The following is a 13,112-nucleotide window of genomic DNA, read 5'->3' on the forward strand; positions in this document are numbered from 1 at the left end:
CATGGCTTAGGACTTACTCAACAGACTGCGGTCGCGTTGCTGGCGCGGTTGCCTGATGGCTGGCACTGTGTCCGCCTGCAGCACCTTTGCCTTCAAAGGCGAATACCGGGCGCTGCCACTCGCTATGACGCGGCGCTTCAGGCACATATTCCGGAGCCGGAGCGCGGGTCATCGGTGCGGTCGCATGGCTGTGAAGATGTTCTGCGTCAACACGGGTTGCGACAGCGTCAGACTTAACGACTGCGGTTTCGACGACAGGTGCTGCAACAACTTCTTGCGGCGCTGCAACCTCTTCAACAACAGGCGCTGTTTCCACAACCTCGACAATCTCTTCAACCGCTTCAGGCTGGGAGACAACGACGTCCGCAGGTTCTTCGATAACCGGCGAAGCCACAACTTCAGCCACAGGTTCGGCTTTCGCAGCGATCTCCTCGGCAACCGGTGCGTCAGACTCAGCGATAATTTGCGGTTGCTGCTCGACCGGAGTAGCAATCACTTCCGGATGTGCCGTTTCAGCCACAACGGTCTGCGTTTCCACTACGCTAACATCGGATTGCGCGACGTCTGCCTGTGCAGGGACATCCACAATGTGCTCAACGACAGCTGCAGCGGCTTGAGGCTCTACTGCCACAGATGCGTTTTGTTCCAGCTCCAGTTTCTGTTCGCGCTGTTCTTCAACCTGCATGTCCTGAGTACGGGCAACAGGGTAGCTAATCCAGACTTTGCCGGACGCTAATTCCGGAGAAGCACAGGCAACCGTTAACGGCATCGGCGACTGAACCGGATAGCGTTCGTCACGATAGCGACGACGACGCTGCCCGCTTACGCGCAGATGGCGAGGAGAACGACGTGAGCGACGAGGCATACCGTTATTATCACGTGCTTCGTTGTTGTCTTCTTGCTCTGATGCAACGACTGCGGGTAAATCGACTTTAGCCAGTTCGGTACGTTGAGCCGGGGCAGACTGTTCAACAGATTGAGCAACGGCGGTTTCAGCAACAATGGCTGCGGTCGCCACTTCAGCTTCAACCGGCGCGCTGTCAGCGAATCGAACTTTCTGATTCAACTGACGCTGTTTACGACGAGTCTGCGGCTGACGCACGCGTTCTTCCTGCTCGGAATCCTGCGCAGGCTGTTCAGCCAGGTTCAGCTCTTTAACTTCCTGCTGCGCCTGACGTTTGTCATCGTTGCGACGGCGGTTGCGCTCGCGACGCGGAGCCTGCTGCTCGTCACCGGATTTCGCTTTGTCTGCCACATCGCTGGACTGCTGGCGGTTGTCACGAGTTTCAGCAGTCTGCTGCTGCGCCTGACGACGATTACGACGATTTTCATCGCGGTTTTCGCCGTTTTCTGAACGCTCATTACGGTTGTCACGGTCACCACGGTTGTCACGATTATCACGACGCTCGTTACGGTCACGACGATTGTTCTGACGCGGTTTGCGACGATCCTGCTGGCGTTCCGTTTTCTCTTCAGCTTTCGGTGCCGGTTGTTCAACCGGTTTCACTTCTTCACTGCTGCCAAAGATGGACTTCAGCGCGCCGAAGAAACGGCTAATCAAACCCGGCTGCGCAGCGACAGGTGCGGTCGCGGCAGCAGCTTTAGGCGCGGCAGCTTTCACGGCTGGCTCCTGCAGTGCAGGGGCAGGCGGAACATCAGGCATCGCGAAAGTGGCGAGTGCCGGTTGTTCAGGTTGCTTACGCTCAACGTATTCTTCTTCCGTCGGCAACGCCATCGCTTCTTCGTGCAGTTTCGGCAGCAGGTAGCTCAGGGTAGGCGTTTCTTCCCCTTTGCGTACACGCAGCACGGAGTAGTGCGGGGTTTCCATCTGATCGTTTGGCACGATCACACAGCGCACGCCGTTCTGACGCGTCTCGATGGCATTGACCGCGGTACGTTTTTCGTTAAGCAGGTAGGATGCGATCGGCACAGGAACAATAGCGTGAACTTCCTGTGTATTCTCTTTCAGCGCCTCTTCTTCGATCAGACGCAGAATAGACAGCGACAGTGATTCGTTATCACGTACGGTACCGGTGCCGGAGCAACGCGGGCAGACGTGGTGACTGGATTCACCCAGCGACGGGCTCAGACGCTGGCGGGACATTTCCAGCAGACCGAAGCGAGAAATATGGCTGATCTGAATACGCGCTCTGTCCTGGCGAACCGCTTCACGCAGACGGTTTTCTACCGCACGCTGGTGGCGAACCGGGGTCATATCGATAAAATCGATGACAATCAGGCCACCAAGGTCACGCAGACGCAACTGACGCGCAATTTCATCAGCAGCTTCAAGGTTAGTGTTAAACGCCGTTTCTTCAATATCGCCGCCGCGGGTTGCGCGAGCGGAGTTGATATCGATAGCAGTCAGCGCTTCAGTGCTGTCGATAACGATTGAGCCGCCGGAAGGCAGACGCACTTCACGTTGGAAGGCGGATTCAATCTGGGATTCAATCTGGTAGTGGCTGAACAGCGGGATTTCACCGGTGTACAGTTTGATTTTGCTGCTGAAATCCGGACGACCCAGCGCAGCGATGTGCTGACGCGCCATCTCCATGACTTTTGGGTTGTCGATGAGGATTTCGCCGATGTCCTGGCGCAGATAGTCGCGGAAGGCACGCACGATAACGTTGCTTTCCTGGTGGATCAGGAACGGGGCAGGACGGCTTTCAGCCGCTTTTTGAATGGCTTCCCAGTGTTTCAGACGGAAGCTCAGGTCCCACTGCAGTGCTTCGGCCGATTTACCGACACCCGCGGTACGTACGATAAGCCCCATGCCATCAGGCAGTTCGAGGCTTGCCAGCGCTTCTTTTAACTCGGTACGGTCATCGCCTTCAATGCGACGAGAGATACCGCCCGCACGCGGGTTGTTTGGCATCAAAACCAGATAGCTGCCTGCCAGACTGATAAAGGTTGTCAGTGCTGCGCCTTTATTTCCGCGCTCTTCTTTATCTATCTGAACGATAACTTCCTGACCTTCACGCAACACATCTTTAATGTTGGGGCGGCCATGGGAACTGTAGTTTGCAGGAAAATATTCGCGGGCAATTTCTTTTAACGGGAGGAAACCGTGACGTTCAGCGCCGTAATCAACAAAAGCAGCTTCCAGACTCGGTTCAATACGGGTAATTTTACCTTTATAGATGTTGGCTTTTTTCTGCTCGTGTCCAGGACTTTCGATATCCAGATCGTACAGACGCTGCCCATCTACAAGGGCGACACGCAACTCTTCCTGCTGAGTTGCGTTAATTAACATTCTTTTCATCGTAACTTACTCATTATTCTTACATTGACGACTAAGCTGCGGGCAGAGAAATGCCTTTCCGGGTGTGAACCGATGGCCTCGTGTCTATTCGCGTCGCCAACCTCACGGTTATCGTCAGCTCAAAGAGGCGCAGAGTGTCGGTTGCCTGTATTTCATACGGAAACACAGCGCAATTATCAGGGGAACAGTCTGGGTATTACTCTCCAGAGAAGCTTCCATTGTGCTTGTCGTCTTTCACGCTGTTGGTGCGTTGGCTTCATCTTCTCACCCCAGACACTTACAGGAGTAAGCTTCTGGGGGTTCCCAGACTTGCCGCCTTCCTACAACGCGAAATCCATAGAGCACTTACCGGTAAGGACTGCAACCCGCAGCCCGCTAACTGCCTGAAAGATCAATACGTCTTACGCCATTGCTGCGTTGATGATCGGTCGGGCAAAATTGGGTCATTCCGGAAAAGTTCTTGTTTTAACAAGATTCAACACGGAAACAAGCTCATTATTCCACTGCTAACCTTGTTATAGCAAGATGACTTTTGCCATTTATCACCCGGTTACTCACAGTTTTTACACTTCCGCCTGGTGATTGCTTTAATAACCACCAAATCGGTTCTGTCAAACTTAAGTAATCAGGTATAGCAGTTAATATAAGCATAGAAAAATGTGTGGCGCGAATCTTGATGGCTATTTAAAATCGGCCCCCATGAAAACAGAGACTCCAGCCGTAAAAATAGTTGCCATTACTGCCGATGAAGCAGGGCAACGCATCGACAACTTTTTGCGCACCCAGCTCAAAGGCGTGCCGAAAAGTATGATTTATCGCATTTTGCGTAAAGGCGAAGTGCGGGTGAATAAAAAACGCATCAAACCCGAGTACAAACTCGAAGACGGGGATATTGTGCGTATTCCGCCAGTGCGTGTCGCTGAGCGTGAAGAAGAAGCGATTTCTCCGAATTTGCAGAAGGTCGCTGCGCTGACGGATGTCATTTTGTATGAAGATGACCATATTTTGGTGCTTAACAAACCTTCTGGCACCGCCGTCCATGGCGGCAGCGGATTAAGCTTTGGTGTGATCGAAGGTTTACGTGCCTTACGTCCGGAAGCGCGTTTCCTTGAACTGGTGCATCGCCTGGACCGTGATACCTCCGGTGTTTTGCTGGTCGCCAAAAAGCGCTCGGCGCTGCGTTCACTGCATGAACAATTGCGTGAAAAAGGGATGCAAAAAGACTATCTGGCGCTGGTAAGGGGTCAGTGGCAATCGCATGTCAAAGCTGTGCAGGCACCTTTGTTAAAGAACATTCTGCAAAGCGGCGAGCGTATCGTGCGGGTAAATCAGGAAGGGAAACCGTCGGAAACCCGTTTTAAAGTGGAGGAGCGCTATGCGTTTGCCACGCTTGTGCGCTGCAGCCCCGTGACCGGACGCACGCACCAGATTCGTGTGCATACGCAATATGCCGGACATCCGATTGCTTTTGATGACCGCTATGGCGACCGTGAGTTCGATAAGCAACTGGCGGGTACGGGGTTGAACCGTCTGTTTCTGCACGCCGCTGCGTTGAAGTTTACTCATCCCGGTACGGGGGAGGTTATGCGTGTTGAAGCACCGATGGATAATCAACTGAAACGCTGCCTTGAGGTATTACGCAACAAAGCCTGATGCGCGTTGCGATTTTATCGCGTTAAACCCGTAGGCCGGATAAGATGTTTACGTCGCGCCTGATGGCGCTGTGCTTATCAGGCCTACTTGATTACGCCTGTACAGGAGTTCTTTAATCAGGCGTTCAGCGGGTTCATGTCTTCCCTGCGCAGCATCTGACACAACGCGATCAGCGGCAAGCCAATCAGTGTGTTAGGATCGCGGCCCTCCAGACGCTCAAAGAGTGCGATACCTAATCCTTCACTTTTAAAACTACCTGCGCAATGTAACGGGCGTTCTTTACGCACGTAATCTTCAATTTCCATTTCACTTAAATGGCGAAAATGGACATCGAACGGTTCAACTTCGGTTTGTAGATGACCATTAGCTGAATTATAAAGCGCCAGCCCGGTATAAAACGTGACAATATTTCCACTGGCTTTGGTTAATTGTTGTCTGGCGTTTTCTTCCGTTAACGGCTTGCCGGTTATTTCACCATCAAGAACACAAATTTGATCAGACCCAATTATCAAATGTGATGGAAACCGATGGGCAAGGGATTGCGCTTTTTCCTGTGCCAGGCGTAACACTAAATGTCGGGGTGTTTCGCCGGGTAAGGGGGTTTCATCAACCTCTGGGGCTGCGCATTCAAACGGGATGGCCAATTTTTCGAGCAAAGCGCGACGCCAGGGAGAGGTAGACGCAAGAATAAGTTGAGGCATATTTTTTCCCCCGCATATAGCGTAATGATGAGAGCCATTTTAAACTATGGACTGCGTCCTTCAAGCTGGCTGCGATGGCTTGTCGTGATCGATTTTAAGTCGATGACCCGCAATGTGTGCGAATTATTGGCAAAAGGCAACCACAGGCTGCCTTTTTCTTTGACTATATGACGTTACAAAGTTAATATGCGCGCCCTATGCAAAAGGTAAAATTACCCCTGACTCTTGATCCGGTTCGTACGGCTCAAAAACGCCTCGATTATGAAGGTATCTATACTTCTGATCTGGTAGAGCGCGTCGCCGATTCTGTAGTCAGTGTGGACAGTGATGTGGAATGCTCCATGTCGTTCGCTATCGATAACCAGCGCCTTGCCGTTATAACCGGTGATGCGAAGGTTTCGGTTACGCTCGAGTGTCAGCGTTGCGGGAAACCGTTCCCACTTCATGTTCACACAACATATTGTTTTAGTCCTGTCCGTTCTGACGAGCAGGCTGAAGCACTCCCGGAAGCGTATGAGCCGATTGAGGTTAACGAATTCGGTGAAATCGATCTGCTTGCAATGGTTGAAGATGAGATTATCCTCTCCTTGCCGGTAGTTCCGGTGCATGATTCTGAACACTGTGAAGTGTCCGAGGCGGACATGGTCTTTGGCGAATTGCCTGATGAAGCGCAAAAACCAAACCCATTTGCCGTATTAGCCAGCTTAAAGCGTAAGTAATTGAGGAGTAAGGTCCATGGCCGTACAACAGAATAAACCAACCCGTTCCAAACGTGGCATGCGTCGTTCTCATGACGCTCTGACCGCAGTCACCAGCCTGTCTGTAGACAAAACTTCTGGTGAACAACACCTGCGTCACCACATCACTGCCGACGGTTTCTACCGTGGCCGTAAGGTAATCGCTAAGTAATCACGCATGACTCAATGGATTTCCCACTTTGGTGAGAAAAACAAAGAGTACACGCGTGATGAAGCTTAGTGAGGCTTTCCCCGGGTAACTGGGGAAACACCTAACCGGGCAGCGACGATACCTTGACACGTCTAACCCTGGCGTTAGATGTCATGGGGGGAGATTTTGGCCCTACCGTGACAGTGCCTGCAGCATTGCAGGCACTGAATTCTAATTCGCAACTCACACTTCTTTTAGTCGGGGATCCCGATACAATCACGCCATTACTTGCCAAAGCTGACTTCGAACAACGTTCACGTCTGCAGATTATCCCTGCTCAGTCAGTTATTGCCAGTGATGCCCGGCCCTCGCAAGCAATCCGCGCCAGTCGTGGAAGCTCAATGCGTGTTGCCCTGGAGCTCGTGAAAGAAGGTCGAGCGCAAGCCTGTGTCAGCGCTGGTAATACGGGCGCACTAATGGGTCTTGCGAAACTCTTGCTCAAACCCCTTGAGGGTATTGAGCGTCCTGCGCTGGTCACGGTTTTACCGCATCAGCAAAAGGGCAAAACGGTGGTGCTGGATTTAGGCGCCAACGTGGATTGCGACAGTACGATGTTGGTGCAATTTGCCGTTATGGGTTCCGTGTTGGCAGAAGAGGTGGTTGGGATTGCCAGGCCTCGCGTTGCGTTACTCAATATAGGCGAAGAAGAAACTAAGGGTCTCGACAGTATTCGGGACGCTTCTGCTGTGCTAAAAACAATCCCTTCTATCAATTATATCGGCTATCTTGAAGCCAATGAGTTGCTGACTGGCAAAACGGATGTGTTGGTCTGTGACGGCTTTACAGGTAATGTCACATTAAAGACGATGGAAGGTGTTGTCAGAATGTTCCTTTCACTGCTGAAATCTCAGGGTGAGGGCAAAAAACGGTCGTGGTGGCTGCTGTTATTAAAACGTTGGTTACAAAAAAGCCTGACAAGGCGATTTAGTCACCTCAACCCCGACCAGTATAATGGCGCCTGTCTGTTAGGATTGCGCGGCACGGTGATTAAAAGTCATGGTGCTGCCAATCAGCGAGCATTTGAAGTCGCGATTGAACAGGCAGTGCAGGCGGTGCAGCGACAAGTTCCTCAGCGAATTGCCGCTCGCCTGGAATCTGTATACCCAGCTGGATTCGAACTGCTGGACGGTGGCGAAAGTATCAACTCACGAGTGCACAGGTAACAGTGCCGGCTGAGGGTGCTGTCAACGTACCAGCGATTTGCTCGTGGCGGTATATAACCAAAAAGTGACTGAGCGTACATGTATACGAAGATTATTGGTACTGGCAGCTATCTGCCTGAACAAGTGCGTACTAACGCCGATTTGGAAAAAATGGTCGAGACATCTGATGAGTGGATCGTCTCTCGTACAGGTATCCGCGAACGCCATATTGCTGGGCCAAATGAAACCGTTGCGACGATGGGCTTTGCCGCCGCTAACCGTGCACTTGAAATGGCCGGCATCGACAAAGAACAAATTGGTCTGATTGTGGTTGCTACCACGTCATCAACCCACGCATTTCCAAGCGCGGCGTGCCAGATCCAAAGTATGCTGGGGATTAAAGGCTGTCCGGCGTTTGATGTTGCAGCGGCCTGTGCTGGTTTTACCTATGCACTTAGTGTTGCCGATCAGTATGTAAAATCTGGCGCGGTCAAACATGCGCTGGTTGTCGGATCGGATGTGCTGGCGCGCACCTGTGATCCAACCGACCGTGGGACGATCATTATTTTTGGTGATGGCGCGGGTGCAGTTGTACTGAGCGCATCAGAAGAGCCAGGTATTATCTCCACCCATTTGCACGCTGACGGTAGCTATGGTGAACTGCTGACGCTGCCTAATGCCGATCGCGTGAACCCGGAAAACCCGATTCACCTGACGATGGCGGGTAACGAAGTTTTTAAAGTCGCGGTGACCGAGCTTGCGCACATCGTTGATGAAACGCTGGAAGCAAATAACCTCGACCGTTCTGCGCTGGACTGGCTGGTGCCGCATCAGGCAAACCTTCGCATTATCAGCGCAACAGCGAAAAAGCTGGGGATGTCGATGGATAATGTCGTCGTCACGCTGGACAGACATGGCAATACGTCCGCTGCTTCCGTACCGTGCGCGTTGGACGAAGCCGTCCGCGACGGGCGAATTAAAGCAGGGCAGTTGGTATTGCTTGAAGCCTTCGGAGGTGGATTCACCTGGGGCTCCGCGCTGGTTCGTTTCTAGTATAAGGATTTTAACATGACGCAATTTGCATTTGTGTTCCCCGGTCAGGGTTCCCAAACCGTTGGAATGTTGTCTGATATGGCAGCAAGCTACCCAATTGTTGAAGAAACTTTTGCTGAAGCTTCAGCGGCGCTGGGCTATGATCTTTGGGCGTTGACTCAGCAAGGTCCGGCAGAAGAACTGAACAAAACCTGGCAGACGCAGCCAGCGCTGTTGACCGCATCTGTCGCGCTGTATCGCGTATGGCAGCAGCAGGGTGGTAAAACGCCTGCGCTGATGGCAGGTCACAGCCTGGGTGAATACTCTGCGCTGGTATGTGCGGGTGTTATCGGCTTTGCCGATGCCGTACGTTTGGTTGAACTGCGTGGCAAATTTATGCAGGAAGCCGTACCGGAAGGCACAGGTGGCATGTCTGCTATCATCGGTCTGGATGATGCCGCTATCGCGAAAGCGTGCGAAGAGTCTGCTGAAGGTCAGGTGGTTTCACCGGTAAACTTTAACTCACCGGGTCAGGTGGTTATTGCCGGGCACAAAGAAGCTGTAGAGCGTGCAGGTGCAGCTTGTAAAGCTGCTGGCGCTAAGCGTGCGTTACCGTTACCGGTTAGCGTTCCATCTCACTGTGCGCTCATGAAACCTGCAGCCGAGAAACTGGCTGTTGAACTGCAAAAAATTACCTTTAACACGCCGACTGTTTCCGTTGTGAACAACGTTGACGTGAAGTGCGAAACCACTGCCGATGCTATCCGCGATGCGCTGGTTCGTCAGCTTTACAGCCCGGTTCAGTGGACTAAGACCGTTGAATTTATGGCATCTCAGGGCGTAGAGCACCTGTATGAAGTCGGTCCGGGTAAAGTCCTCACCGGTTTGACGAAACGTATTGTTGACACCCTGACTGCTTCGGCACTGAATGAGCCGGCGGCGATGTCTGCGGCGCTAGAGCAATAAAAGAGGAAAACCATGAGTTTTGAAGGAAAAATCGCGCTGGTTACCGGTGCAAGCCGTGGCATTGGCCGCGCAATTGCTGAGACACTCGTTGCCCGTGGCGCGAAAGTTATCGGTACTGCCACAAGCGAAAGCGGCGCGCAGGCCATTAGCGATTACTTAGGTGCAAATGGCAAAGGTCTGATGTTGAATGTGACCGACCCTGCATCTATCGAATCGGTTCTGGAAAATATTCGTGCAGAATTTGGTGAAGTCGATATCCTGGTCAATAATGCCGGGATTACTCGTGATAACCTGTTAATGCGCATGAAAGATGACGAGTGGAACGATATCATCGAAACCAACCTGTCATCTGTTTTCCGTCTGTCAAAAGCGGTAATGCGAGCTATGATGAAAAAGCGTCATGGTCGTATTATCACTATCGGTTCTGTGGTTGGTACCATGGGAAATGCGGGTCAGGCTAACTACGCTGCGGCGAAAGCGGGTCTGATCGGCTTCAGTAAATCACTGGCGCGTGAAGTCGCGTCCCGTGGTATTACTGTAAACGTTGTTGCTCCGGGCTTTATTGAAACGGACATGACGCGTGCGCTGTCAGATGATCAGCGTGCGGGTATTCTGGCGCAGGTTCCTGCGGGTCGCCTTGGTGGCGCTCAGGAAATCGCCAGCGCTGTTGCATTTTTAGCTTCCGACGAAGCAAGTTACATCACAGGTGAGACTTTGCACGTCAACGGCGGGATGTACATGGTTTAACCACGATTGAAAAATATTTGCGTTATTAGGGTGAATGGCCTCAAAATAGCGCAAAATCGTGGTAAGACCTGCCGGGATTTAGTTGCAAATTTTTCAACATTTTATACACTACGAAAACCATCGCGAAAGCGAGTTTTGATAGGAAATTTAAGAGTATGAGCACTATCGAAGAACGCGTTAAGAAAATTATCGGCGAACAGCTTGGCGTTAAGCAGGAAGAAGTTACTAACAATGCTTCCTTCGTTGAAGACCTGGGCGCGGATTCTCTTGACACCGTTGAGCTGGTAATGGCTCTGGAAGAAGAGTTTGATACTGAGATTCCGGACGAAGAAGCTGAGAAAATCACTACCGTTCAGGCTGCCATTGATTACATCAACGGCCACCAGGCGTAAGTGAACATCTCCAGGCGGTCATTCGACCGCCTGAGTTTTATCTTTTTTTCCCACTTGAATTATTTTTCCCTCCCTGGAGGACAACCGTGTCTAAGCGTCGTGTAGTTGTGACCGGACTGGGCATGTTGTCTCCTGTCGGCAATACCGTAGAGTCTACCTGGAAAGCTCTCCTTGCCGGTCAGAGTGGCATCAGCCTGATCGACCATTTCGATACTAGCGCCTATGCAACGAAATTTGCTGGCTTAGTAAAGGATTTTAACTGTGACGACATTATCTCGCGCAAAGAACAGCGCAAGATGGATGCCTTCATTCAATATGGAATTGTCGCTGGCGTTCAGGCCATGCAGGATTCTGGCCTCGAAATTACGGAAGAGAACGCTCACCGTGTTGGCGCCGCTATCGGCTCCGGTATTGGCGGTCTCGGTCTTATCGAAGAAAACCATACCTCTCTGGTAAATGGTGGACCGCGTAAGATCAGCCCGTTCTTCGTTCCGTCGACGATTGTTAACATGGTGGCGGGTCATCTGACCATCATGTACGGCCTGCAAGGGCCAAGCATCTCCATCGCCACGGCCTGTACTTCAGGCGTGCACAACATCGGTCATGCCGCGCGTATCATTGCATACGGCGATGCGGACGCGATGGTTGCGGGTGGTGCAGAAAAAGCCAGTACACCGCTGGGTGTGGGTGGTTTTGGCGCAGCACGTGCGCTGTCTACGCGTAACGATAACCCGCAAGCGGCAAGCCGTCCGTGGGATAAAGAGCGTGACGGTTTTGTGCTGGGCGACGGCGCAGGTATGGTGGTGCTGGAAGAGTACGAGCATGCGAAAGCACGTGGCGCAAAAATCTATGCTGAAGTGGTTGGCTTTGGTATGAGCAGCGATGCTTACCATATGACATCACCTCCGGAAAATGGTGCAGGTGCTGCACTGGCGATGGTCAATGCGCTGCGTGATGCGGCGATTGAACCTGGTCGTATTGGCTATGTCAATGCGCATGGTACGTCCACACCAGCAGGTGATAAAGCAGAAACCCAGGCCGTGAAATCGGTGTTTGGTGATGCTGCACGTAGCGTGATGGTTAGTTCAACCAAATCCATGACCGGACACCTGTTGGGTGCTGCGGGCGCGGTAGAGTCTATTTTCTCTATTCTGGCGCTGCGCGATCAGGCTGTTCCACCAACCATCAACCTGGATAACCCAGATGAAGGTTGTGACCTGGATTTCGTTCCGCACGAGGCGCGTCAGGTTAGCGGTATGGAATACGCACTGTGTAACTCCTTTGGCTTCGGTGGCACCAACGGTTCTGTGATCTTCAAAAAGATCTAAGCACCAGCAGGTAACTTACCTGGCTCTAAGAGAAAAGGCCCGCTTGTCGGGCCTTTTTTTATTCAGTTTTCAGTCCTTGTCCTGGTTGACTCATCCTGCCAAACTAGCGGACCACGAATAAGGAGCCACTATGTTCTTAATTAATGGCCGTGAGCAGGATATGCTGGCTGCAAGCGATCGGGCGACGCAGTTTGGCGATGGCTGCTTTACCACTGCGCGTATTACCGACGGCGAAATTTGCTTTTTTGCAGCGCATCTCCAGCGTTTACAGGACGCATGCCAAACATTGTTTATCCCCTTCGATAAGTGGTCAGAACTACAAGCTGAAATGGAAAAACTGGCTGCAGGGCACGCGCGTGGCGTACTGAAAGTGATTATCAGTCGTGGCAGTGGCGGTCGCGGTTACAGTGGGGCAAGCTGTCATGAGCCGACCCGTATCCTCTCCGTCTCTGTTTACCCTGCGCATTATGATAGCTGGCGAAAGCAAGGCATCGTGCTGGCGTTAAGTCCTGTTCGTCTGGGGCGCAATCCGATGCTTGCCGGGCTTAAACATTTGAATCGACTCGAGCAGGTGTTGATTCGCTCTCATCTTGAGCAGACGGACGCAGATGAAGCACTGGTTCTTGACAGTGAGGGATGGGTTACGGAATGCTGTGCGGCTAATTTGTTCTGGCGTAAGGGCGATGTGGTTTACACTCCCCGGCTGGATCAGGCCGGCGTGAACGGCATTATGCGACAATTCTGTATCCGGATGCTGGCACAATCGCCGTTCAGTATTGTCGAAAAGTATGCCGGGTTGGAAGAGGTTATGCAGGCCGATGAAATCGTCGTCTGTAATGCGTTAATGCCTGTTATTCCCGTGCGTGCCTGTGGCGACACATTGCTGTCTTCACGTTTGTTATTCGATTTTTTAGCCCCACTTTGTGAGCACCCGAATTAGT

Annotated in this window: 12 protein-coding genes; 10 read left to right on the top strand and 2 right to left on the bottom strand. The window is 52.0% G+C overall.

The window, feature by feature from the left end; genetic code table 11:
• Nucleotides 1-13: 13 nt before the first annotated feature.
• The gene (rne, locus tag OGY19_RS21415; RefSeq protein WP_115601804.1) at nucleotides 14-3,262 is read right to left on the bottom strand and encodes a ribonuclease E; all 3,249 of its coding nucleotides are present in this window, start codon (nucleotides 3,260-3,262) and stop codon (nucleotides 14-16) included.
• 699 nt (nucleotides 3,263-3,961) lie between these two features.
• Here rne and rluC point away from each other — a divergent pair.
• Nucleotides 3,962-4,915 (top strand): 23S rRNA pseudouridine(955/2504/2580) synthase RluC, encoded by a 954-nt coding sequence (gene rluC, locus OGY19_RS21420; protein ID WP_286597178.1) that lies wholly within the window; start codon nucleotides 3,962-3,964, stop codon nucleotides 4,913-4,915.
• 116 nt (nucleotides 4,916-5,031) lie between these two features.
• On the opposite strand, the gene OGY19_RS21425 is transcribed toward rluC, so the two are convergent.
• Nucleotides 5,032-5,616, bottom strand: a complete 585-nt coding sequence (locus OGY19_RS21425) for a Maf family protein (protein WP_048211235.1) — start codon at nucleotides 5,614-5,616, stop codon at nucleotides 5,032-5,034.
• 197 nt (nucleotides 5,617-5,813) lie between these two features.
• On the opposite strand from OGY19_RS21425, the gene yceD reads away from it, so the two are divergent.
• The 9 genes from yceD to pabC all read left to right on the top strand — a co-directional run bounded on the left by yceD (nucleotide 5,814) and on the right by pabC (nucleotide 13,111).
• Entirely contained in the window at nucleotides 5,814-6,335 is a 522-nt protein-coding gene (gene yceD, locus OGY19_RS21430) for a 23S rRNA accumulation protein YceD (RefSeq protein ID WP_003036239.1), read from the top strand.
• A gap of 16 nt (nucleotides 6,336-6,351) precedes the next feature.
• Complete coding sequence (gene rpmF, locus OGY19_RS21435; RefSeq protein WP_003036242.1) at nucleotides 6,352-6,525, top strand: 50S ribosomal protein L32; 174 nt, start codon at nucleotides 6,352-6,354, stop codon at nucleotides 6,523-6,525.
• A 122-nt stretch (nucleotides 6,526-6,647) separates the two neighbouring features.
• The gene (gene plsX / locus OGY19_RS21440; RefSeq protein WP_071887359.1) at nucleotides 6,648-7,727 is read left to right on the top strand and encodes a phosphate acyltransferase PlsX; all 1,080 of its coding nucleotides are present in this window, start codon (nucleotides 6,648-6,650) and stop codon (nucleotides 7,725-7,727) included.
• A gap of 78 nt (nucleotides 7,728-7,805) precedes the next feature.
• Nucleotides 7,806-8,759, top strand: coding sequence for a beta-ketoacyl-ACP synthase III (gene fabH, locus OGY19_RS21445; protein WP_005129019.1), 954 nt, complete (start codon nucleotides 7,806-7,808; stop codon nucleotides 8,757-8,759).
• 15 nt (nucleotides 8,760-8,774) lie between these two features.
• Nucleotides 8,775-9,704, top strand: a complete 930-nt coding sequence (fabD, locus tag OGY19_RS21450; protein WP_061068121.1) for an ACP S-malonyltransferase — start codon at nucleotides 8,775-8,777, stop codon at nucleotides 9,702-9,704.
• A gap of 12 nt (nucleotides 9,705-9,716) precedes the next feature.
• Nucleotides 9,717-10,451: a 3-oxoacyl-ACP reductase FabG gene (fabG, locus tag OGY19_RS21455; protein WP_003036255.1), complete on the top strand. Its 735-nt coding sequence runs from the start codon at nucleotides 9,717-9,719 to the stop codon at nucleotides 10,449-10,451.
• Between the two features lie 155 nt (nucleotides 10,452-10,606).
• Nucleotides 10,607-10,843, top strand: coding sequence for an acyl carrier protein (gene acpP, locus OGY19_RS21460; protein WP_000103754.1), 237 nt, complete (start codon nucleotides 10,607-10,609; stop codon nucleotides 10,841-10,843).
• Nucleotides 10,844-10,929: 86 nt separating this feature from the next.
• The gene (gene fabF, locus OGY19_RS21465; protein WP_005129014.1) at nucleotides 10,930-12,171 is read left to right on the top strand and encodes a beta-ketoacyl-ACP synthase II; all 1,242 of its coding nucleotides are present in this window, start codon (nucleotides 10,930-10,932) and stop codon (nucleotides 12,169-12,171) included.
• A gap of 130 nt (nucleotides 12,172-12,301) precedes the next feature.
• Complete coding sequence (pabC, locus tag OGY19_RS21470; protein WP_115601806.1) at nucleotides 12,302-13,111, top strand: aminodeoxychorismate lyase; 810 nt, start codon at nucleotides 12,302-12,304, stop codon at nucleotides 13,109-13,111.
• Nucleotide 13,112 lies beyond the last annotated feature (1 nt).

The sequence above is a fragment of the Citrobacter sp. Cy070 genome (assembly GCF_030332245.1).
Lineage (GTDB): Bacteria > Pseudomonadota > Gammaproteobacteria > Enterobacterales > Enterobacteriaceae > Citrobacter > Citrobacter youngae.

Excerpts from the sequence above, each read along its gene's own strand:
- rne (WP_115601804.1), bottom strand. The coding sequence starts at position 3,262 with ATGAAAAGAATGTTAATTAACGCAACTCAGCAGGAAGAGTTGCGTGTC.
- rluC (WP_286597178.1), top strand. The coding sequence starts at position 3,962 with ATGAAAACAGAGACTCCAGCCGTAAAAATAGTTGCCATTACTGCCGAT.
- OGY19_RS21425 (WP_048211235.1), bottom strand. The coding sequence starts at position 5,616 with ATGCCTCAACTTATTCTTGCGTCTACCTCTCCCTGGCGTCGCGCTTTG.
- yceD (WP_003036239.1), top strand. The coding sequence starts at position 5,814 with ATGCAAAAGGTAAAATTACCCCTGACTCTTGATCCGGTTCGTACGGCT.
- rpmF (WP_003036242.1), top strand. The coding sequence starts at position 6,352 with ATGGCCGTACAACAGAATAAACCAACCCGTTCCAAACGTGGCATGCGT.
- fabH (WP_005129019.1), top strand. The coding sequence starts at position 7,806 with ATGTATACGAAGATTATTGGTACTGGCAGCTATCTGCCTGAACAAGTG.
- fabD (WP_061068121.1), top strand. The coding sequence starts at position 8,775 with ATGACGCAATTTGCATTTGTGTTCCCCGGTCAGGGTTCCCAAACCGTT.
- fabG (WP_003036255.1), top strand. The coding sequence starts at position 9,717 with ATGAGTTTTGAAGGAAAAATCGCGCTGGTTACCGGTGCAAGCCGTGGC.
- acpP (WP_000103754.1), top strand. The coding sequence starts at position 10,607 with ATGAGCACTATCGAAGAACGCGTTAAGAAAATTATCGGCGAACAGCTT.
- pabC (WP_115601806.1), top strand. The coding sequence starts at position 12,302 with ATGTTCTTAATTAATGGCCGTGAGCAGGATATGCTGGCTGCAAGCGAT.